Here is a 19944-nt window from a genome sequence, read left to right as displayed (position 1 = left end):
TCTGCGCCTTGTCCCCTTGTGGGAGAAGGCGATGGAGCCGAAACTACCGGCGCCCCAACAGCATCACGAACTTCGCGATTACCCCGGCAGCGAAGCCGAATAGCATCAGGCCGAAGGTGAACGGCCCGAGCAGTTGCGTCATGCCGGTTGGATTGGTGAGGTCGTAGCTCACATAGGCGAAGAACAGCGCGCCAAGCGCCACGACAATCCCCAGCGTCCGCCAACGCTGCGCGAACAGAGGCACTGCAACCGGTACGCAGAACGCCAGGAACGCCCCGATCAGCGCGATGGCACCGCCCATCAGCGCCGCGCCTTCGCCAGCTTCAGGAACGTCTCGACCGGCAGCACCTCAGCCCGCTCATCGCCCTTCAGCCCGCCTGCAGCCAGCAATGGCTCCATCGGCACTCCGAGCGACTTGAGGCTCTGGCGCACCATCTTGCGGCGCTGCCCGAAGGCGGCGCGGGTGACGGCCTCGAGATCGCGCACGGCCACGCCGTCGGCGGTTGCCTTGGGCTTCAGGTGCACGACACTGGAGGTCACCTTGGGTGGCGGGGTGAAGGCCTCGCGCCCGACGTTGAAGGCGATGCGCGCCTCGGTGCGCCAGCCGCACAGCACGCCGAGCCGGCCGTAGTGATCGTCGCCGGCCTTGGCGATGATGCGCTCGGCGACCTCGCGCTGGAACATCAGCGTCAGGCTCTCGAAGAACGGCGGCCACTGCTCGACGGTCAGCCAACGGGTGAGCAGTTCCGTACCTATGTTGTAGGGGAGGTTCGAGACGATGCGCGTTGGCCCGTCGGCCAGCGCGGCGTAGTCGATCTGCAGCGCGTCACCAGCGATCACCTCAAGCCGGCCAGGGTAGGCGGCGGCGATCTCGGCGAGCGCGGGCAGGGCGCGTTCGTCGCGCTCGATGGCGATGACTTTCTTCGCGCCCTCCGCCAGCAGCGCGCGGGTCAGGCCGCCGGGGCCGGGGCCGACCTCGATCACCGTTACCGCCTCGAGCGATCCGGCGACCCGGGCGATGCGCGCCGTGAGGTTGAGATCGAGCAGGAAGTTCTGCCCGAGCTCCTTCTTGGCCCTCAGGTCGTGCGCGGCGATAACCTCGCGAAGCGGCGGTAGATTGTCGATCTGCATGCTTGGGGGATAGCGGATTTATCGGCGAAGGCAAATGGCGCACAGAACGGGTATTGACCTTGCCATGATGGGAAGGTGCAGGAACCGCCCATAGCCACTCTCGTTGGCCTGACTTCGAAGGAGATGAAGATGCACAAGTTCACCCTCGCCGCTGCTTTGCTGCTGGCGTTCGCCGTTCCCGCCATGGCGCAGGATCATGGCGCCCATGGCGCGGCTCCAGCGGCCGACCTTCCGGCGATCTGCCTCGCCAACGCGCAGCAGGCGTCGGCCCCCATGGCCATGCAGCACGCCGCCGGCGCCGACGCGGCACATGTCGATCTGATGGACGGCATGGATGCCATGAACGCCGAAATGGCCGCCGGCGGCACGGCGGCCGATATCGACGTCGCCTTCATCTGCTCGATGATCCCGCATCATCGCGGCGCCATCGACATGGCCAAGGCCGAACTGGCGCATGGCGATGATCCCTGGGCCAAGGAAATGGCGCAGGCCGTGATCACCGCCCAGGAAAAGGAAATCGCCGACATGCTGGCCTGGCTGGAGAAGCAGCCGCAGTAGGGGAGGGAGTCACCGGCCCCATCTCCCCCCTAGGCAGGGGAGAAAGCGAAATCTTAGGTTTAGCCGTTTGGCTAAGCCTTAGATTTCGCAAGAGAGAGGGTGCGGAGCCACCGTGCCAACGCCTATCCCCTCTCTAGCGATTTCTAGGACTTAGCGAAGGGCTAAGCCCAAGAAATCGTCATCTCTCCCGCGAGGGGAGAGATGACGGAGAGATCTGTGTGCGGAACCTCTACTGCGCCGCGTTCTGCTGATGCAGCATGCCGTTGGTCAGCTGATCCGCCAGCCTGATCGCGTTGAGGAAGCTCGCATCCGACCCCTGGCCGCTGCCGGCCAAGTCGAAGGCCGTGCCGTGGTCTGGGGACGTCCTGACGATCGGCAGGCCCAGCGTTACGTTCACTGCCTCGTCAAAGGCCACCGTCTTGATCGGGATCAGCGCCTGGTCGTGATACATCGCGATCACTGCGTCGAAGCGGCGCCAGTGGGGCAGGTGGAACAGGGTATCGGCTGGCATGGGGCCCTCGGCCTCGATGCCCTCGTGCTGCAACTGGGCAATGGCCGGCCCCACCGTGTCAAAGTCCTCGGTGCCGATATTGCCGCCTTCGCTGGCATGCGGGTTGAGGCCGGCAAAGCCGATGCGGGGCTGGGCGATGCCGAAGCGGGTTCTGAGGCTGTGCGCGACGATCCGTCCGGTGCTCACCACCAGGTCGAAGGTGATCAGCGAGGGGACCTGGCTGATCGGCACGTGGATGGTCGCGGGGATCACCCGCAGCCCGTCATGCGCCAGCATCATCACCGGCGTCGGCACTACGCCGCCCTGCGCGCAAAGTGCCGCCAGGAACTCGGTATGGCCCGGATACTTGAAGCCCGCCGAATACAGCGCAGCCTTGTGAATCGGCGCCGTGACGATGCCCCGGCAGGCGCCGGTGAGGCTGGCCTCGACGGCGCGGCTGATCGCTTCGATCACCACCTTGCCGGAGAGCGAGGTAGGATCGCCCGGCTTGTCGGGGACCAGACCCTCGACATGGGCGATGGGCAGGGCGTCAGGGAAGCGCAAATTGGCCTCGAGCGGCGTGCTCTCAACCACCGACACCGGGAGGTGCAGGCGTGCGGCGCGGGTGCGCAGGAAATCGATGTGGCCGTAGACGATGAAGGGCGGCAGGCCCAGCTCGGCGCGCTTGGAATAGAGCCTGAGGATCAGGTCGGGCCCGATCCCGGCAGGCTCTCCCATGGTGACGGCAAGCGGCAAACGGTTGTCGACCAAGGCGTCCTCGCAGGTTTGGGCCGCTTGGCGTAGCCGGTTCGGCACGCCAAGCCTAGCGCCCTCTAGCACAGACTTGCTAAGTCAAAGACCGTAGTTTCCCTCGATTTCTCAAGGGGATGACAAGGGTCCGTTAGTTGTAGACGATCTTTGCCTTGCTCCTGAGCTCGGCCTTGAACTTCTCGGCTTCGGCCTTCATCGCTTCGCCGCCCTGTTCGCTGCGCAGCTTGTTCTTGACGAAGGTGGTGTCGCGCGCCTCGTTCTTGGCGCAGATGGCCAGCATCGACACACCTGCCTCGGTCACCCGCGGCTTGGTGATGCCGCCGACGTTCAGCTTGGCGAGTTCGGCAGCCAGCGCATCAGGCAACTGCGTCGCATGACGGCGGCCCATGTCGCGCACGGCGGCGTCGGTGAAGTTCAGCGACACCTGCACGGCGCTATCGCAGCCCTTGAAGGCCTTGCGGTACTGGTTGGCTTGGCCGGTGCGGGCCGAAGCATTGCCGGTCGAGCTGATGAACAGCACTTCCTTGAGGATGTAGTCGTAGCTCGAGGCCTGGTCGAGCTTGGCTGAGGCCTCCTTGTCGAGCTCGAGATCGGAGACCTTCACGCGCGACGACACCACCATCTGGCTCACCTGCTGCCAGGCGATGGCGGCGCGGAGACGGGCGCGCATGGTGTCCTTGCTGACGCCAGCCTGCTGCAGGATCTGGTTCAGCTTGTCGCTCGACACCTTGATGTTGCGGGCGACCTGCGTGAACGCGTCGTCGACCTGCTGGTCGGAGATGACGATGTTCATGCGCTTGGCTTCCTGCAGCTGCAACTGCTCGTCGATCAGCTGCTCCATCGCCTTCTTGCTGCCGCCGCCGCCCTCGAGGGCCAGCAGCTTGGTGCGCTGCGCGATCTCGATATCCGAGATCGGCACGCCATTGACCGTCACCTTGGTCGCGGCGAAAGCCGGCATGACGCTCAGGGTAAGGCCGATCAGCATTGCAGCGATGAAGCGGAGCATTGTCGTCACCATTCAGTTCTCTGGAAGCCGCCGGATCGCCCCCGGCTCGGCCATCTCAATGTTGGAAGAATACGGCCAAAATCGGTTGGCCGAGCCTAGTATCCGATGCCGAAGTCGGTTCCGGGGCCCTTCAGCCTGAACTGCACGCCGAAGGTGAACGAGTCCGGGGTTTCGTGGGTCGGGCCGTTGGCCTGGGCGAAGCCGCCGGCGAGGAAGTAGCCGTCATCGTAAAGCAGCTCGCCGCGTGCCTCCAGCCACTCGCTGGATGCGATGTCCCACGAGAAGCTGCCATTGGCGCGCCAGTAGTCCATCGGCAGCGGCGCGCTGGCGCGCACAGTGACTTCATGCTGATCGACCGGCACGCCGATCGCCGCGTCGGCCGGCAGGTAGACATAGTCGCTGCCCACCGAGTAGGGGCCGAAGGCATAACTGCCGCCGACACCGGCCCGCGCGACACGCGGCCCGTCCGGATCGATCTGCAGCTTGGCGCCGAGCGTGACCCCGTCATAAGGCGAGCCACGCGCGCCGAGCACGACGTAGGAGGCCTCATCCTCGAGGCCGCTGCTGACCCCGGTATTGACCGGATCAGCGACGCCGAAGGCATTGACGCCGGCGAGGTGGAAGCTCTGCCCGGCGATGATTTCCAGCCATTGCCCGCCGGAGAAGTTGGCAAGGTAGCGAGCGCCGACATTGGCGCGCAGTCCTGTCTCCTGCCGGTCGGTGCCGGTGAAGCGGTCGTAGGAGAAGATGTTGGTGTCATCGAGCACGAAGCTGTGCGCGTTGTCGTTGGTGACCCCGACCAGCGTGGTGTCGCTGCCGCGATAGACCAGCTGCGCGATCGGCTCGAGCAGGTGCGTGTCGAGCCCGTTGCTGGCGAATAGCGGCCAGCGGAAATCGAGGGCCGCGATCGGCGTTGCCGTGAACAGGAACTGGTCCGAGGGCTCGGGCAGACCGACGGGCGGGTCGCCCTGGCTGCCGCTGTCGTAATTCGTGACGTCGGCCCGCAGCCCGAGATACGGGGTCACCACCACGCCGCCCGGAGCGACGATCTGGTTCTGCCAGCTGAGCTCGCCGGATGCGTGGGTCTTGCTGCCTTCGTAGCCGAAGACATAGTCCTTCGTACCGTAGGTTGCGGACGAGTTCTCGCCGCGTTGCACGCCAAGCAGGTTGCCGTTGGCGCGCACCTGGCCCCAGTCACCGAGGTCGAAATAGCCGTTGCCGCGTGCGTTGGGCAACGCCGTCGCCTGCTGATCCTGCGCCAGGTTGGCCGCAGCATTGGTGCCGTACTGCCCCAGCTTCAGGAACTGCTGCAGCCGCACATCGGCGTAGAAGTTGTCGCTGAGGTGCGTCGCATACACCTCGTTGGTGAGCCATTTCGCGGTGCTGAAGTCGTAATCGTCGAAATAGGCGGCATCGGAGAAGGCGCTGTACGACCAGCCCACGGTCCAGTCCGCTACCGGTTCGAACCGGCCCGAGCTCTGGATCGCACCTCGCCACTCGCGGTTGCCGAGTTCGGTGAAGGCGCCGGGATCGAGCTGGTACAGGCCGGAGCCCTTTACCGTGAACGAGCCGTAGTCGAACTGCTGCCGCCACTCGGCCGCCATCAGGAAGCCCTGCCGCGACATCAGCGAGGGGGAGAGCAGGATCTGCGTATCTTCGCCGATGTTGATGAAGTAGGGCGCGGTGATCCGCGCGCCGTAAGCGGCCTTGTAATTGACGCTCGGCAACAGGAAGCCGTTGCTCTGCTTGGAAGTCGGATCGGGCAGCGACAGCCACGGCAGCCAGGCAACGGGGATGCCCAGGACTTCCAGCGACGGCTGTTCCAGGTAGACGGTCTTGGTCTCGCTGTTGTGGATCAGCTTGGTGGCCTTCACCTTCCAGCCGATCCGGTGTCCCTTGGCGTCGATGCAGAGCCCGCAGGGGCTGTAGGTCGCCTGGTTGAGTACGGTTTCCAGCTCGGCCGAATAGTGCGCGTCGTTCGCCGTCACCATGGCGCCGTCGACGGTGGTGAGCGTCAGCGACTGGATGAACGCCTGTTTCATCCCGCCCGTCACCTCGACGCTGTCGGCGGTATACTCGGTACCCGCCGGATCGCGCACCTGCACGTTGCCGACGCAGTTCAGGTCCCCCGATTTCTGCTCGTAGCGCAGGTCGTCGCAGGCGATCGCATAGCCTTCGTACTGCATCAGCACGCGGCCCTGCGCGCTGATCACGTCGCTGCTCTTGTCATAGGAGAGGACGTTGGCCTCGACCTTGGCCGGCGCGCCCGGCTCGGGGAGCGTTGCGAAAAAGCCTTCTGGGAGGAACTGGGCTGCAGCGGGAAGAGTGGCGGCAAGACCGGCCGCGAGGGCGAGCGCAAGCACCGCACCAAACTGGCGCAGGCGCGTCCCCATCCCCCGGTCGCGGCGCATCTTGCTCACGTCCGCCCGTCTTCCCTGTTCAGCAGCACCGTCACTCCGATAACGATCGCCACCACTGCCGGCCCTGCGACTGCTATGGCCGGATGCATCACGCCGGCGCCCCCGGCGCGTCCCGCCATCTCGGTCACGACATAAACCAAGACGCCAAGGACGATACCATAAAGCACCGCCCCACCATACTTATTGGTCCTTCGATAACCGGCCGTAAACGCGAAGGCAATGACCAGGGAGCCACACAAGGTGAGCGGCAGCGCCAGCAGCCTGAGGAACCGCGTTTCCGTCTCGGCGCGCTCCTTGGAATCGCTCAGTTTCGCCGCCAGCGTACTCGCCAGCTCCCACACCGTCATGTCCTTGACCGAGGCGATCCGGGCCCGCATGTCGCCGGGGCTGTGGCCGGTGGGCAGGCGGAAATCCGCTATCGTTTCGGGCAGTTGGTTGGAGCGGAAACGGATGGCCCCCGGCATCACCCACTCGCCATTGCGCAGCTCGGCGGTCGGCGTCTCGATGCGGTCGCGCGGCGTATCCATCAGGAACACGTTGACGCTGCCCAGCGACTCGCCGCTGGGGCTGACATAGCCGGCCTCGAGAATGTAGTGGAGATCGCCCTGCCGCTCATCGAGCCATAGCGTTCCGGCTCGGCTGACGGTGCCGTTCGCGGCGCTGCTCGGCGCCAGGCTGCGGTTGAACTGGATCACCCCGGTGTCGACCACCAGGGTGATCAGCACGCCGCCGAGCAGGGTGACCGCGACCGGCGCGACCATCACCCGCCAGACCGACATGCCCGAGGCCTTGATCACCGTCATCTCGCGGGTCGCCTGCAGGTTGAGCAGGCCAGCAATGGTGCCGACAAGGAAGGTCAGCGGCAGCGTATCGATGACCCAGCGGGCCGAGGAGAGGACGACCGCCGTCAGCGCCAGCGGCAACCCGCCGACCGCCGCGAGCGCCGAGAAGCGGTGGGTGTTGAGCGATTCGACCAGCACCACGATGCCGTAGAGCACTGCCAGCGTCAGCCCGACATTGCCGGCCAGCCGCCGGACGACGATCCAGTCGATGCGGTTCATGTGCTGTGCGCCTCCCGGGGCAGGGGCACGAAGACGCGCAGCCGGTAGATCAGGATGGCGATGGAAATGATGGTGAGAACGATCACCCCGACCGGCTCCCGCATCCAGCCACTGAGCGGCGCGTAGGAGGTGAGGGTGCGCTCGAACAGCACGGCGCCGAGCACGGTGATCTCCACCGGCAGCAGCGGTTCCTTGCGCCGGCCCGAGGGAAAGCCGCTGATGGCCGCGACGAACAGGCACAGCGCCAGCACACGGAAACCGTCGGAGGTACGTTCCGCCAACCGGCGCAGCTTTTCGGCAGGCCACTCGCCTGTGGTGAAGCCGCGCACCAGCGTGCCATAGGTGCTCTGGTCGCCGCGCGCGTCGCCGGTATCGGCGTCGCCGGTCAGCCGCTCCAGCGCTATGTCGTAGCGGTCGAACGAGATCTCCGAGAACTTCCCGTCCGCTGTGCGGTACTGGATCGTGCCTTGCTGCAACTGCAGCACGTAGCCCAGTTCGTCGGCGGTGATCAGCGCCGAGTCCGCGATATAGGTGCGCCGCGTTTCGGCATCGCGCCGGTCGTCGGCAAAGAACGAGGTGATCTCCCCATCGGCGCCCCGGCCGCCCACCGTGATGGTCACCCCGTCGCCCAGTTCGGCGAAGCGGTTCGGCACCAGCGAGCGGCCCACCAGGTCGGCCGCGGCTTTCACGCGGATCAGGTTGCCTTCGCTGGTCGCCAGCGGCTCGATGACGTGGGCCAGCACCAGCACGATCAGCGTGCCGACCGTAGCAAAGCCCAGCACCGTGCGGATCAGCACCGGCAAGCGCTGCGACACGTGGATGATGTGCAGCTCGCGTGACCCCTGCAGGGCGCGCAGGGCCCGGGCCAGTCCCACCGCTATGCAGACGTACATGAAGGCAATGGAGAGTGGCGGCAGCGCCAGGATCGTCTGCCACAAAAGCGTCAGCAGCCCGCGATCGCGCACCGCTCCGACCTCGACGATTCTGAGCGTCTGCGCAAGGTAGAGAATAGTCAGCGCGACCCCGAAAAGCGCTGCGGCTTCGGCGGCAAAAAGCTTGAAGAGATAACTGCCTAGCCGAGTCATATCAGAGACGAGTTCCGACGCGCGCCCACCCCCCGGACTGCCCCCGGCGCGATGAACCAAGCGGACCTTGCCCGCCCCGCCGGTCCCTTTGCAAGGAAAACGGGGCGAGGGCGAGGCGTTGCCCCCCGGGGTGTTGCGGGATTGACGCGACCGGCGTAGCCGCTATCAGTCGATCATCGACGTCGCGGGCAATCGCGCCCGCCCCATTGCCATAAGGTATTTTGCCCCATGCCTAACCGGATCGAGATCAAGACCGCCGCCCTGCCGTTGAAGGCAACCGGCACGCTGGTGGTCTATGCCGCCGAGGACGCCGCACCCGCCGGCGCCGCGGCCGAGGTCTGGGCCGCCACCGGGCTCGACTGGCAGAAAGTCTCGGCTGCGGGCAATTTCAAGGGCAAGCAGGGCCAGTTGCTCGATCTGCTGGCGCCTGCCGGCGTCGCCGCCGACCGCCTGCTGGTGCTGGGCAGCGGCAAGGCAGGGCAGGGTGCCGGGCTCTCCGCCTGGACCGACCGCGGCGGCTCGCTTGCCGGCAAGCTGATGGGCCTCAAGGTGAAAAAGGCCGCCGTGCTGCTTGACGAGGAGGCGGCGACGCCTGAGGGCATCGCCGAACTCGCCGCCGGGCTGCGCCTCCGCCACTACAAGTTCGATAGCTACAAGGCGGTCAAGGCCGAGGACAATGGCGATAGCTCGCTGGCGGTTACGCTCCATGTCGCCGAGAAGTCCGGTACCGACAAGGCCATTGCCGACCGGCAGGCCACCACCGAGGGCACACTGCTCGCCCGCGAGTTGATCCACCAGCCGCCCAATGTGCTGGGCACGCTCGAGTTTGCCGCCGAAGCCGCCAAGCTCGCCGAACTTGGCGTGGAGATCGAGCAGCTCGACGAGAAGGCCATGCGCAAGCTCGGCATGAACTCGCTGCTCGGCGTATCGCAGGGCTCCGCCCGCCCGCCGCGCCTCGTGATCATGCGCTGGAACGGCGGCAAGTCGAAGGACCAGCCCATCGCCTTCGTCGGCAAGGGCGTGGTGTTCGATTCCGGCGGCATCTCGCTGAAGCCCGGCCTCGGCATGGAAGACATGAAGGGCGACATGGGCGGCGCGGCGGCAGTCACGGGGCTGATGCATGCGCTTGCCAGCCGCAAGGCCAAGGTCAACGCCGTCGGCGTCATCGGGCTGGTGGAGAACATGCCGTCGGGCACCGCGATGCGCCCTGGCGATATCCTCACCGCGATGTCCGGCACCACCATCGAGATCGTCAACACCGACGCCGAGGGTCGCCTCGTCCTCGCCGACGCGCTCTGGTACACCCAGGATCGCTTCAAGCCGAAGTTCATGATCAACCTCGCGACCCTCACGGGCGCCATCGGCGTAGCGCTCGGCAACGATCACGCCGGGCTGTTCTCCAACAACGACGAACTCTCGGCCAAGCTTCTCGCCGCCGGCCTCGCCACCGGCGAAAAGCTCTGGCGCATGCCGATGGGCTCCGCCTACGACAAGCTCATCGAGAGCCGCTTCGCCGACATCAAGAACTCCGGCGGCCGTCCCGCCGGCTCGATCACCGCCGCGCAGTTCCTCGCCCGCTTCGTCAACGACGTGCCGTGGGCGCACCTCGATATCGCCGCCGTGGCGCTGGCCTCGCCGACATCGGAGACCAACGCCGCCTGGGCATCGGGCTTCGGCGTGGCGTTGCTCGATCGGCTGGTGCGCGACAACTACGAGGCCAAATGACCGGCACGCTGCCCGACCTGCCGCTCACCGCCAGTCCGTCGCGCCTCTGGCTGTCGCCGGTCGCAGCATTGGCGATCGCCGCAGGGCTCGTCGCGCTGCTGCCGACCGCGCTTCTGCTCGCCAGCCTCGTCGGCGCGCTCGGCATGGCGCCGAGCGTCGAGTTGACGCTGCTGGCGCTACCGACGCTGGCGGTGGCGGTGTTCTTCCTCGTTGTCGGCGCGGTGATCGTCGGCGACCTGCGGCTGCAACGGCCGGTGCTTATCATCGACGAGAACGGCGTCTTCGATCGCCGCGTTACCGATGCGCCGATCGCCTGGGCCGATGTGGTCGAAGTGGCGCCATCCCCGGGCGGTGGCGGCGTGCTGCTGGCGCTGCGCACGCCGCTCGATACCCGCCTCAGCCCCTACCGTGCCGGCACCGCTGGTTTCCGCCAGCCGGCGGCCGGACTCGCCAACATCCCGGTCCGCGCTATGGACCGGCCGGCGCGGCTGTTGGCCGATACGCTGGTGGCGCTGGCGACCAGGCATGGCGCCACGATCCCGCAACCGGACGGAGCCTGAGCCGATGGCCGAGATCCTGTTCTACCACTTGGAGAGCCAGCCCCTCGAACGGGTGATCCCGGTGCTCCTGGAAAAGTCGCTGGAGCGCGGCTGGAACGTGGTGGTCGAAACGGGCAGCGAGGAACGGGCCGAGGCGCTCGACAACCTGCTCTGGACCTATCGCGACGACAGCTTCCTGCCGCATTCGCTGGCCGGCGGCGACGCCGACGACCTGCAGCGCATCCTCATCACCACCCGCCCGCACAATCCCAACCAGGCGCAGGTCCGCTTCTTCGTCGATCGCGCCGTGCCGCAATCGGGCGAGGGCTATGTCCGGCTGGTCTACATGTTCTCCGGCCACGACCCCGACGCCGTCACCGAAGCCCGCGCGGCGTGGAAAGCGCTGCGCGACGGCAACGAGGTGACGTATTGGCAGCAGGACGGCAACGGGAAGTGGGCGAAGAAGGGGTAGGGCAGGCCCCGTGCCATCAGTCAGCTCCTTCTCCCACAAGGGAGAAGGCACCGACAGATTACGCCGAGCCCGCTACACCCCCGGCGCCCAGCCCGGCTCCGCCTGCTCGAACTTCGAGAACTGGAACCCCGGCGCCACGGTGCAGCCGACCAGCGACCAGTCGCCGAGACACGTCGCCTGTTGCCACGCATGGCTCGGGATCACCACCTGCGGCCGCTCGCCGGCGATCAGATCGTTGCCCAGCTTGTGCTCGGTCACGCTCTTGCCATCGCGAGAGATGCCGATCGTCATCGGCGCGCCGGCATACCAGTGCCAGACCTCGGCCGAATCCACCCGGTGCCAGGCGCCGGACTGCCGGTCGGTGAGCAGGTAGTAGATCAGCGTCGAGAGGGGCCGGCCTGAAGCGCCGGGCACGTCGGCGAAGGTCTGCCGGTAGAAGCCGCCCTCGATATGCGGCTCGAGCCCGAGCAGGCCGACAATCTCGGAGGCCGTCATCTGCTTCATGCCTGCGCCTTCTCTGCCAGCTCCAGCTCTTCGCTGAGCGTCAGCCAGCTCTCCTCGATCTTGGCGATCTCGCCCTCGAATCGCGCCTTGTCCTTGCCGAGCAGGATGACCCGTTCGGGCGCGCCGTCATAGGTCTTGGGGTCGGCGAGGAAGCCATCGACGCGAGCCAATTCGGTCCGCAGCCGGCCGAGCTTCTGCTCGAGGTCCTTGATCGATTTGCGCAGCGGCGCCACTTCGGCGCGCTTGGCCGCCGCGTCCTGCCGCGACGCCTTCCGATCCTCGATCGCCGGTGCTGCCTGGGCCGCACCCTTCTTGCCCTTGCCATTGCTATTGGAGGTGAGCAACCGCTGGTAAGTGTCGAGATCCTCGTCGAATTCCTCGATCGTCCCGTTCTGCGCGATCCACAGCTTGTCGACCGTCGCGTCGATCAGGTGGCGGTCGTGGCTGATGATCAGTACGGCGCCCGAATAGTCGTTGAGCGCCGCCACCAGCGCGTCGCGGCTGTCGATATCGAGGTGGTTCGTGGGTTCGTCGAGGATCAGCATCCCCGGCCCGCCGAAGGTGATGAGCCCGAGCAGCAGGCGCGCCCGCTCGCCGCCGGACAGGTTCTTCACCTTGGTGTCCATGCGCGAGGTGGTGAGCCCCATCTGCGCCACGCGGCTGCGGCGCTTGGCCTCGCTGTCGTACGGCATCAGGTCTACGACATGCTCGAACGGCGTCTGCTCCGGCTTCAGCTTGTCGAGCTGGTGCTGGGCGAAATAGGCGATCTCCAGCCCCTTGCCCTTCCGCATCTCGCCGCCCATCGGCTTCAAATCGCCGGACAGCAGCTTGGCGAACGTCGACTTGCCGTTGCCGTTGACGCCGATCAGCGCGATGCGGTCGTCCGGATCGATCCGGTTGGTGATGTGCCTGAGGATCACCTTGTCGCCATAGCCCACCGACACGTTGTCGAAGGTCATCATCGGCGACGCCGGGATCTTCTTCGGATCGGGGAACTTGAACGGCGAGGAGCTCTCGTCGAACATCGCCGCCGGCGGCTTCAGCTTCGCGATCATCTTGACGCGCGCTTGCGCCTGCTTGGCCTTGGTGGCCTTGGCCTTGAAGCGATCGACGAACTTCTGCAGGTGCGCGATCTGGTCGAGCGTCTTCTCGCGGCTCTTGTTGTTGAGCTCCATCTGCATCCGGCGCGTCTCTTCGAACGTGTCGTAATTGCCCTTGTAGAAGGTCAATTTCCGATGCTCGAGATGCGCGATCGAGTTCACCGCCTTGTTGAGTAGGTCACGGTCGTGGCTGATCATGAATACGGTGTAGGGATAGGTCGCGAGATACTTCTCGAGCCACAGCGTGCCTTCGAGGTCGAGGTAGTTGGTCGGCTCGTCAAGCAGCAGCAGGTCGGGCTGGCTGAACAGCACGCCGGCAAGCGACACGCGCATGCGCCAGCCACCCGACAGCTCCGAAGTCGGAGCCATCTGCCGATCCTTCTCGAAGCCGAGGCCCTTGAGAATGGTGGAGGCACGCGCCTCGGCCGTATGCGCGTCGATCTCGGCCAACCGCGTGTGGATGTCGCCGATGCGGTGCGGATCATGCGCCGTCTCGGCCTCGGCCAAGAGCGCCGTGCGCTCCTTGTCGGCCGACAGCACCACGTCGAGCACGCTGATCGAACTCGCCGGCGCTTCCTGCGCCACCGCGCCGATGCGGGCCTTCTTGTTGACCTCGATGGTGCCGCCTTCAGGCGCGATCTGCCCCAGGATCAGCTGGAACAGCGTTGTCTTGCCCGTGCCGTTCTTGCCCACGAAGCCGGTCTTGGAACCGTCTGGGAGAACAAGCGAGGCACCCTCGAACAGGGGGCGGCCCTGGATGCGGTAACTGAGATCGGTAATGGTCAACATGGCGCGGCCGATGCATCCGCGGCGCGCGGAATGCGTTAGGAAAGGGATAGGGGCAAATCGAAGCCGTCCCAATAGACCGAGAAACCGGAGAAGTCCAATGCGCCCGATCCTCGCCACTCTTGCCCTTTGCCTGTTCACGGGCGCCGCCTTGGCACAAGAGCTCGCCCCGTTGAACGACCTGAAGGCCTGCCGGCTCGACGCCGAACTGGTCTCGCTGAGCTTCAGCTACGAGGGCGGCGCCTGCGAGCAGACCGGCAACGGCAGCGTCGACCTGGTGGAGTCCGGCACCGCGACGGTGACGATCCCGATCGTCTCGACCGCCGAGGTCTGCACCATGCAGGTGGTGAAGGTGAACCACTCCAGCGCCATCACCGCAGACCAGGACGTGTCAGCGCTCAGCGTTCAACTCGTCAGCCCCGGTGGCGAGGTGCAGGCGACTGGCAAGGTCGACATCGCCCCGAACTCGCCTGACTGCGTGCCGCCGGTGCCGACGGAGTAGGGCGCCGAGCCAGGCAACGCCGGCTCGCGGGCCCTGTCATTTCGATCGGTCGCGGTGCGCGAGCTTCAGCGACGCAACCGCCAGTACAATCAGAACCGCCAGCAGCAGGGCCCGGGTCAGCGTCATCGCCACGCCGTGCTCAAAGGCAGCCTGGTTGGTCCGCAGATACTGTTGCAGCCGGTCGTCGATCTCTCCTGACAATGACGATGTCGACGCGTTCCGCAGCTCGAGAAGACGCTTGAGGTGTGCGACTTCGCCCCTCACAACGGCCTGTAGCCAGCGCAACGCATTCCTCGCGTCGTCGGCGCCGATATGGGGGTAGATCGACGATAGTTGCCGGCTCTCGTCCGCAGTGAGCGTGACCGTGGCGATCGGGTACCGAACGATGCCACTTTCGTCCCTTGGCACCGTGAACAGGCAGAAAAACAGGTCCAGCGCGACCAGCTTGCTGCCATCGGCCATCGTATCGATGTCGCGTCTTGCGCTCCAGACCAGCGTCGACCACGGATAGCCGGCGGTGCAGGATTGCTCGAGGTCGAGCGCCTTCCGCAGATCCAGGAAAGCGCCGATCATCGGGCCAGCGCCTCCGCTTTCCGCGGTATTCTCCAGCAGTCTCGCGATGGTCGACAGGTAGGGCGCATCGACCTTGCTGCGCTCCTCCATCAGGAAGATGTCGCGTGAGTAAGTATTGTAGTCGCTGAACTTCGACTTGAGGCTGCCGAACACCTCGCTCGTCGATGCCGAAGTTGCCGATGGGTTGTTCTCGCTGCTCCTCGAGAAATGTGACCAGGCGTAGCCGTACCCGGCATAGTCAGTCAGTGCGATCGCCAGGGCGACCACCACGATAAGGGAGCCGACCAGGACCCGCCTGTCGGTCCATATCCGGCTGCCACGCCCGGTGGTCGTGGTATCGCCATGCGGCAAATGTGCAGACCCCACAGAAGACATTTGTTCCTCCGGTTGAGCCGACTGTTGCCATCCTACTCCCGTTTGACCGTGGTGTCAGACGGCACGAGTGCGCGAATCCCCCGTCTTGCGCCCGAGGACGTCACCGCCCTCGAAGTGCAACTGCTCAGCCCCGGTGGCGAGATAGGGGCCAAGGGGAGGGTGGACATCGGGCGGAACTCTTCCGACTTCGTGCCACCGGTGCCGAAGGAGTAGGGCCCGGGCTCGCAATACTCGCCGGGATGTTCATACCGGTCCGAGCTTGTTAGGTTGCGTCTCGGCAACTCTATGGAGCTTCGGGCGTGCAACGATGGGTTATTAAAAGCCCGACCGGCATATTCGTCCTATGCATGGTCTTTGCCCCTGCTTTCATGGCGTTCCCCGCATCGGCGTTGGTCTTTGTGCTGGCAAGTCCGGGGCCGTTTGCCATCAGTGACCTCCAGTATCTGGTGGTCATGGTGCCGGCCGCCCCAATTCTTATCGGGGCGGGGCTCTTTCTGGGCTGTATCCCTGGCTTGTTCAGCGCGTGCATTCTCTTAGAGCTGGCCAGGCGGCGTCCGATCAGCATTATCGATCCGGTGACGGTTGCACTTGTGATCTGTGTGGGCCTGACGCTCGCATTTGCGGCAGTTGCTCCAACCCATATCTGGCTGGCGCTCTCCATTGCGGCGGGAGCCACCATTTTGGTTGTGCTGATCCTGGGGCGGCTCGCTGTGTTTTTCGATGTGGTCACTCCAGCGCCAGCGTCACCCGACAGCACGCCGGCCATCTGATCGATGTTCGCCTGAACTGCCGTTCGCGCTCTCGCTCTGCTTCCGGGGCGAGCATTGCCAATATGCCTGTCAAACCCCGTCTTGCGCCCGTCACGCCTTCCCGTTAGAAGGCCGCACTCCAATTCAGACCCACTCCAAGGACCAGACACATGGCCATCGAGCGCACTTTCTCCATCATCAAGCCCGACGCGGTTCGCCGTAACCTGATCGGCAAGATCCTCACCAAGTTCGAGGACGCTGGCCTCCGCCCGGTCGCGATGAAGAAGATCCACATGACCCGCGCCCAGGCCGAGGGCTTCTACGCCGTGCACAAGGAGCGCCCGTTCTACGGTGAGCTCGTCGAGCAGATGATTGCGTCGCCCGTCGTGGTCCAGGTCCTCGAAGGCGAGGGCGCCATCCTCAAGAACCGCGAAGTCATGGGCGCCACCAATCCGGCCAACGCTGCCGAGGGCACCATCCGCAAGGAATTCGCGCTGAGCATGGGCGAGAACTCGGTGCACGGCTCGGACGCTCCCGAGACCGCCAAGGAAGAGATCAAGTTCTTCTTCACCGACGACGAGATCGTCGGCTGATCTCGGCCAGACCACGATTTTCCGAGGGCCGCCTCCGGGCGGCCCTTTTGTTTTGCTAGCGGGCACCCTGCCGCCCCATGAAAGCCACCCCGTGAACCTCCCCGAGACCATCCACCCCGCGCTCGCAGCCGCCCTCACCGCCCGCGGCTATGACACGCTGACGCCGGTGCAGCTGAGCGTCCTGGCGCCCGAGGCCGCCGAGCGCGATCTCCTGGTGTCGGCGCAGACCGGCTCGGGCAAGACCGTGGCCTTCGGCATGGCGATCGCGCCAACCCTGCTGGGTGATGCCGCCAAGTTCGAGCGCGCCGCCACCCCGCTGGCGCTGCTGATCGCCCCGACCCGCGAACTGGCGATGCAGGTGCAGCGCGAACTCGAATGGCTCTACGCTGATACCGGCGCGCAGATCGCCGCCGGCGTCGGCGGCATGGACATCCGCACCGAGCGCCGGGCCTTCGAGCGAGGCGCGCATATCGTCGTTGGCACCCCGGGGCGCCTGCGCGATCATATTTCGAAAGGCGCGCTCGACCTCGGCAAGGTCCGTGCCGTGGTGCTCGACGAGGCCGACGAGATGCTCGACCTCGGTTTCCGCGAAGACCTCGAGTTCATCCTCGATGCCGCGCCGGAAACCCGCCGCACCCTGATGTTCTCGGCCACCGTGCCGCGCGCCATCGCCGATCTGGCCAAGACCTTCCAGCGCGATGCGCTTCGCCTTGTCGCCACCAGCGCCGGCGAGCAGCACGCCGATATCGAGTACCAGCAGGTCGTCGTCCGCAACGACGAGCGCGAGCATGCGGTCATCAACATGCTGCTGCTGCACGACAGCTCCAACACCATCGTCTTCTGCCACACCCGCGAGTCGGTGAAGCACCTTACCGCCCGCCTCGCCAACCGCGGCTTCCCGGTGGTGGCCCTATCCGGCGAGTTGACCCAGGCCGAGCGCTCGAACGCCCTGCAGGCGATGCGCGATGGCCGCGCCCGGGTCTGCGTCGCCACCGACGTCGCCGCCCGCGGCATCGATCTGCCCAATCTCGATCTGGTCATCCACGCCGACGTCCCGTCCAATCCCGAAACCCTGCTGCACCGTTCGGGCCGTACCGGCCGCGCCGGCCGCAAGGGCATCTGCGCGCTGATCGTGCCGGTGCACCGCCGCAGCGCCGCCGCCCGCGTGCTGCGCGCCGCCAATCTCGATGCGACCACTCGCGGCGCCCCGACCATCGCCGAGATCGACGCCCGCAATCGCGAGCAGATCATCGCGACGGCGACCGCCGTCACCGCCCCGAACGACATCGAGGCCCCCTTCGTCGCCGAGCTGCTGGCCCGCCTCACCCCCGAGCAACTCGCCGCCGCCTACATCCGTCGCGAGCTCGCCGCCCGCCCGGCGCCCGAGGAGGTGTCCGAGCAGTCGATTGGCGCCTTCGCCGAAAAGGGACCGCGCCGCGACAAGCGTTTCGAGGATGAAGGCCCGCGCGAAAAGGCGCCGCCGATGGAGAACGGCCGCTGGTTTACCCTGTCGATCGGCCGCAACCGCCGCGCCGATCCCAAGTGGATCCTGCCGATGATCTGCAAGGCCGGCGACGTCACCAAACGTGATGTCGGCTCGATCAAGATTCTCGACAGCGAGACCCGCTTCGAGATCGCGGCCGACAAGGCCGATGCCTTCGCGGCCGCCATCGCCCGCGTCGGCGGAACGATCGAGAACAATACCACCATTGCCGCTTCCGGCCCGCCGTCGGCGCCGCCGAAGAAGAGCTACAATCGTGACAGCGCCCCGCGCTTCAACAAGCGTGACGACGAGGCGCCGCGCTACAAGCCGCGCGAGGATCGGCCGGCCCGCGACGATGGTCCGCGCTACAAGGTCCGCAGCGACAAGGGCGCCAAGCTCGCCACCAAGCCAGCCCGCGAGATCACCCCGCCGGTCCAGCACGATGCGCCGGCAGTACGCGAACCGGTGCTGTTCAACCGCAAGCCCACCGAGAAGCCCAAGGCCAATCCGAAGGACAAGGGCAAGCCGAAATACAAGAACCGCGAGAAGCGCGAGCCGCCCGCCGAGGCCGGCGCAGTGCCGCGCAAGAAGAAGCAGAAGGCCGGCTACGATCCTCTCGGTTGACGAACGTACCTCGGCTGCCGCATCCTCCCCTTGGCTTTGGGGGAGGAAACCATGCCTTACGTCCGTATCGAGATCACTGACGGTGCTACTTACGAACAGAAGTTGCAGATCTACAAAGAGACCACTGAGATGCTGGTCCGGATTCTGAACAAGAAACCGGAATACACCTTCGTCGTCATCGAAGAGGTCGACAACAAGAACTGGGGCCACATGGGTACGTCCGTGGCCAAGATACGCGAAGCCGAGGCCAAAGAGCGCGGGAAGGCTCAGGACAGCGGCGGGAAGGCGTCCAAGAAGGCCGCTGCGACCAAGAAGGCAGCCTCGAAGAAAGCCTGATCTGATGCCCGAGGTTCTCGTTCACATCGTCGAAGGACGCAGCGCCGCATCCAAGAAGGCGCTGATGAAGGACATCACCGACGCCGTGGTGAAGAACTTCAACGTCCCACCCGAGCGCGTCGTGGTGCAGATCGTCGAGAGCCCGAGAGACAGCAAGTCGAGGGGCGGCGTGCCCTTCGACGAGCTGTGACAGTCACCGCGCGTCGCAGCCGCCCTCGCCTTCACCTTCGTAATCGAAGCCCTCGCCGCAACCGCAGTCGCACGTGTCGGCCGGCGGGCTGCTTTCGTGATTTTCCACGAGACTTGGTGGGGTGTCGTTCACGAACCCGCTGTTGAAGCACTGGCGCGCGTTGTCGACCCAGAACTCGCGCAGCAGCGGCGATTGGATCTCGGCAAACTGGAACGCCGCCTTGAGGATTTCGCGCTGCTCGCCAGTGAGGTCGTCGGGCGAGCCAAGAATGGTCGACTGCGTCAGGTCGTAGGTGCCCATCTCGCAGGTGCCGTCCAGCGTCACGCAGGTCCCGTTGAGATTGCACAGGCGCACGGCGCCGTGGAATAGCAGCACCTCGGTGCCTTCCGCATCGACGTTGAAATCGAACGCCGTGCCGCGCACCCCGATCGTGCCCGTCGGCGTCTTGATGCTGTAGAGGTCCTTGGGCGCGCCGCCGGTCGCGAAGCGGAAAGAGCCGGACAGCGCGTTGATGGCGAACTTGCCGGCCGACTGGTCGTCGCGCAGGAGGTAGTCCTCGATCAGCAGCGACGAGTTCGGCCCGACCACCAGCTCGGTGTTATCGGAGAATTTGATCTGCACCGTGCCCGCGGCGCCGGTGTTCACCTTGTCGCCGATGAAGATATCGGCGCCCACCGTCAGCGTGCGCGATTTGCCCGCCGTGTCGGCCTCGGCCTGTGGATCGACGCCCAGCGCCGTGCCGCTCGCGGCAATCGCCGGCAGCGCCGCCCCCGTCAGAACAACTGCCAGCCCGACGGCTGTCATCTTCCTGATAATGCTCATTTTGCCCCCGTCGGCGGCCATCCTGCCGCTGCCGTGCGGCTTAGCCGCA

General features: G+C 65.8%; 21 protein-coding genes. 10 read left to right on the top strand and 11 right to left on the bottom strand.

What is annotated here, in order from left to right; genetic code table 11:
* Window positions 1–43: 43 nt before the first annotated feature.
* Both AC1DWU_RS17750 and rsmA read right to left on the bottom strand, forming a co-directional pair.
* The gene (locus tag AC1DWU_RS17750) at window positions 44–301 is read right to left on the bottom strand and encodes a hypothetical protein (RefSeq protein WP_477151333.1); all 258 of its coding nucleotides are present in this window, start codon (window positions 299–301) and stop codon (window positions 44–46) included.
* A complete protein-coding gene (gene rsmA / locus AC1DWU_RS17745; RefSeq protein WP_477151332.1) occupies window positions 301–1131 on the bottom strand; it encodes a 16S rRNA (adenine(1518)-N(6)/adenine(1519)-N(6))-dimethyltransferase RsmA in 831 nt (276 codons plus the stop codon). Before rsmA ends, AC1DWU_RS17750 begins: the two co-directional genes overlap by 1 nt.
* Before the next feature lie 129 nt (window positions 1132–1260).
* Between rsmA and copM the strand changes: the two genes are divergently transcribed.
* Window positions 1261–1689, top strand: coding sequence for a CopM family metallochaperone (copM, locus tag AC1DWU_RS17740; protein ID WP_477151331.1), 429 nt, complete (start codon window positions 1261–1263; stop codon window positions 1687–1689).
* Window positions 1690–1918: 229 nt separating this feature from the next.
* On the opposite strand, the gene pdxA is transcribed toward copM, so the two are convergent.
* The 5 genes from pdxA to AC1DWU_RS17715 all read right to left on the bottom strand — a co-directional run bounded on the left by pdxA (window position 1919) and on the right by AC1DWU_RS17715 (window position 8522).
* Entirely contained in the window at window positions 1919–2950 is a 1032-nt protein-coding gene (gene pdxA / locus AC1DWU_RS17735; protein ID WP_477151330.1) for a 4-hydroxythreonine-4-phosphate dehydrogenase PdxA, read from the bottom strand.
* A 130-nt stretch (window positions 2951–3080) separates the two neighbouring features.
* Entirely contained in the window at window positions 3081–3968 is an 888-nt protein-coding gene (locus AC1DWU_RS17730; RefSeq protein WP_477151329.1) for a SurA N-terminal domain-containing protein, read from the bottom strand.
* Window positions 3969–4051: 83 nt separating this feature from the next.
* Entirely contained in the window at window positions 4052–6367 is a 2316-nt protein-coding gene (locus AC1DWU_RS17725) for an LPS-assembly protein LptD (protein WP_477151379.1), read from the bottom strand.
* Window positions 6368–6372: 5 nt separating this feature from the next.
* The gene (locus AC1DWU_RS17720; RefSeq protein ID WP_477151328.1) at window positions 6373–7437 is read right to left on the bottom strand and encodes an LptF/LptG family permease; all 1065 of its coding nucleotides are present in this window, start codon (window positions 7435–7437) and stop codon (window positions 6373–6375) included.
* Complete coding sequence (locus AC1DWU_RS17715) at window positions 7434–8522, bottom strand: LptF/LptG family permease (protein ID WP_477151327.1); 1089 nt, start codon at window positions 8520–8522, stop codon at window positions 7434–7436. The genes AC1DWU_RS17720 and AC1DWU_RS17715 overlap by 4 nt, the downstream gene beginning before the upstream one ends.
* Before the next feature lie 228 nt (window positions 8523–8750).
* On the opposite strand from AC1DWU_RS17715, the gene AC1DWU_RS17710 reads away from it, so the two are divergent.
* From AC1DWU_RS17710 to AC1DWU_RS17700, 3 genes are read left to right on the top strand one after another with little or no spacing between them, the layout of a single operon-like run.
* Complete coding sequence (locus AC1DWU_RS17710) at window positions 8751–10247, top strand: leucyl aminopeptidase (RefSeq protein ID WP_477151326.1); 1497 nt, start codon at window positions 8751–8753, stop codon at window positions 10245–10247.
* Window positions 10244–10807, top strand: coding sequence for a hypothetical protein (locus AC1DWU_RS17705; RefSeq protein WP_477151325.1), 564 nt, complete (start codon window positions 10244–10246; stop codon window positions 10805–10807). Before AC1DWU_RS17710 ends, AC1DWU_RS17705 begins: the two co-directional genes overlap by 4 nt.
* A gap of 4 nt (window positions 10808–10811) precedes the next feature.
* Window positions 10812–11258 (top strand): DNA polymerase III subunit chi, encoded by a 447-nt coding sequence (locus tag AC1DWU_RS17700; RefSeq protein WP_477151324.1) that lies wholly within the window; start codon window positions 10812–10814, stop codon window positions 11256–11258.
* Between the two features lie 72 nt (window positions 11259–11330).
* Here AC1DWU_RS17700 and AC1DWU_RS17695 read toward each other — a convergent pair whose 3' ends face one another.
* Both AC1DWU_RS17695 and AC1DWU_RS17690 read right to left on the bottom strand, forming a co-directional pair.
* Window positions 11331–11762, bottom strand: coding sequence for a cupin domain-containing protein (locus AC1DWU_RS17695; RefSeq protein ID WP_477151323.1), 432 nt, complete (start codon window positions 11760–11762; stop codon window positions 11331–11333).
* Window positions 11759–13651, bottom strand: a complete 1893-nt coding sequence (locus AC1DWU_RS17690) for an ABC-F family ATP-binding cassette domain-containing protein (protein WP_477151322.1) — start codon at window positions 13649–13651, stop codon at window positions 11759–11761. Before AC1DWU_RS17690 ends, AC1DWU_RS17695 begins: the two co-directional genes overlap by 4 nt.
* A 97-nt stretch (window positions 13652–13748) precedes the next feature.
* On the opposite strand from AC1DWU_RS17690, the gene AC1DWU_RS17685 reads away from it, so the two are divergent.
* Window positions 13749–14150, top strand: a complete 402-nt coding sequence (locus tag AC1DWU_RS17685) for a hypothetical protein (RefSeq protein WP_477151321.1) — start codon at window positions 13749–13751, stop codon at window positions 14148–14150.
* 36 nt (window positions 14151–14186) lie between these two features.
* On the opposite strand, the gene AC1DWU_RS17680 is transcribed toward AC1DWU_RS17685, so the two are convergent.
* Window positions 14187–15098, bottom strand: a complete 912-nt coding sequence (locus tag AC1DWU_RS17680; RefSeq protein WP_477151320.1) for a hypothetical protein — start codon at window positions 15096–15098, stop codon at window positions 14187–14189.
* A gap of 299 nt (window positions 15099–15397) precedes the next feature.
* On the opposite strand from AC1DWU_RS17680, the gene AC1DWU_RS17675 reads away from it, so the two are divergent.
* The 5 genes from AC1DWU_RS17675 to AC1DWU_RS17655 all read left to right on the top strand — a co-directional run bounded on the left by AC1DWU_RS17675 (window position 15398) and on the right by AC1DWU_RS17655 (window position 19073).
* Window positions 15398–15868, top strand: a complete 471-nt coding sequence (locus AC1DWU_RS17675; RefSeq protein ID WP_477151319.1) for a hypothetical protein — start codon at window positions 15398–15400, stop codon at window positions 15866–15868.
* Window positions 15869–16017: 149 nt separating this feature from the next.
* A complete protein-coding gene (gene ndk / locus AC1DWU_RS17670) occupies window positions 16018–16440 on the top strand; it encodes a nucleoside-diphosphate kinase (protein ID WP_477151318.1) in 423 nt (140 codons plus the stop codon).
* A gap of 91 nt (window positions 16441–16531) precedes the next feature.
* On the top strand, window positions 16532–18547 hold the full coding sequence (locus AC1DWU_RS17665; protein ID WP_477151317.1) for a DEAD/DEAH box helicase: 2016 nt from the start codon (window positions 16532–16534) through the stop codon (window positions 18545–18547).
* 51 nt (window positions 18548–18598) lie between these two features.
* Window positions 18599–18883, top strand: a complete 285-nt coding sequence (locus AC1DWU_RS17660) for a tautomerase family protein (protein WP_477151316.1) — start codon at window positions 18599–18601, stop codon at window positions 18881–18883.
* A 4-nt stretch (window positions 18884–18887) separates the two neighbouring features.
* Window positions 18888–19073 (top strand): tautomerase family protein, encoded by a 186-nt coding sequence (locus AC1DWU_RS17655; RefSeq protein ID WP_477151315.1) that lies wholly within the window; start codon window positions 18888–18890, stop codon window positions 19071–19073.
* Window positions 19074–19076: 3 nt separating this feature from the next.
* Here AC1DWU_RS17655 and AC1DWU_RS17650 read toward each other — a convergent pair whose 3' ends face one another.
* A complete protein-coding gene (locus AC1DWU_RS17650; protein WP_477151314.1) occupies window positions 19077–19895 on the bottom strand; it encodes a FecR family protein in 819 nt (272 codons plus the stop codon).
* Window positions 19896–19944 lie beyond the last annotated feature (49 nt).

The sequence above is a fragment of the Devosia sp. P2_G7 genome, from assembly GCF_056403495.1.
This window is presented reverse-complemented; position numbering and strand designations above follow the sequence as displayed.